Origin of the sequence: Burkholderia sp. lig30 (genome assembly GCF_000687455.2) — a bacterium.
Taxonomy (GTDB): Bacteria; Pseudomonadota; Gammaproteobacteria; order Burkholderiales; family Burkholderiaceae; genus Burkholderia.
This window is the reverse complement of sequence record NZ_JGVW01000120.1, coordinates 1-932: the sequence shown is the minus strand read 5'-3', so window position 1 is coordinate 932 and position 932 is coordinate 1. Positions and strand designations below refer to the sequence as shown.

General features: G+C 62.4%; 2 protein-coding genes. Both read right to left on the bottom strand.

Annotated elements, in window-relative coordinates; translation table 11 throughout:
- Positions 1–136: 136 nt before the first annotated feature.
- A complete protein-coding gene (tnpB, locus tag LIG30_RS22525) occupies positions 137–472 on the bottom strand; it encodes an IS66 family insertion sequence element accessory protein TnpB (RefSeq protein ID WP_038715649.1) in 336 nt (111 codons plus the stop codon).
- Complete coding sequence (tnpA, locus tag LIG30_RS25680) at positions 469–855, bottom strand: IS66-like element accessory protein TnpA (RefSeq protein ID WP_160326724.1); 387 nt, start codon at positions 853–855, stop codon at positions 469–471. Before tnpA ends, tnpB begins: the two co-directional genes overlap by 4 nt.
- Positions 856–932: the final 77 nt, after the last annotated feature.

Here is a 932-nt window from a genome sequence, read left to right as displayed (position 1 = left end):
ACATCAACTCCATGGCGAGCGCCCGCAGTTGCTCTGCGCTCATGTCCTGGAGTTGTGCGTGATCGACCATCTGGCCATTCTGCCGTATCGCTCCTCGGCAGGACATGGGCACGCTCACCGATTGCCTGCGCTCACGTCATACGACACGGATTACGCCGCCTTCGCCAATGCGTTGCCACGGCAGGCCGACGACCAGGCCCGCCAGTTGCTCGTGGGTGAGCGCGTACTGTTTGGGCTCGCCGCGGCTCGGCCACGCGAACTGCCCTTGATTCAATCGGCGGGAAGCCAGCCAGATGCCGATGCCGTCGTGAACCAATACCTTCATGCGGTTGGCCCGGCGATTGGCGAACAGGTACGCGTGGTGCGGATGGGCTGCGCCGAACACCTTGACCACCCGGGCCAGCGCGGTATCGAAACCGGCTCGCATGTCCAGCGGCTCGACAGCCAGCCACACTTCATCGATGCGGATCACCGGAGCCACTCACGCAGCCATGCGGCACATTGGGCGGCTTCCGTGGTCGGCCAACTGACCGTGATCGACTGGTCCGCGCGACGCACCTCAATGCGAATCTCTGTCGGACGCGCAGTCCTCGTCTCGAGCGGCACTGGAACAAACGCCGGCGGCGCCATTGACTGCACGGCCACTGCATGACTCGGGTCTTGCTCCCGCATCTTGCCTTCGGCTTGTTCCACCCAGCGTCGAAGCAAATTCGCGTTGAGTTGATGATGCAACGCGATCGCCGCAATCGACACGCCTGACCCCTGGCACGCTGCAACCGCCTGAGCCTTGAATTCGCGGCTGTAACGGCGGCGGCGACGCCGGCCAGCCGGTGCTTGTTCTTCGATAGTGTTCACGTGTCCACCTATTTTTAGTGGACACGATACTCCCAAGTCCTTCAAGGCAACTCAAGATGGGTTTGCCGAACGCTTAC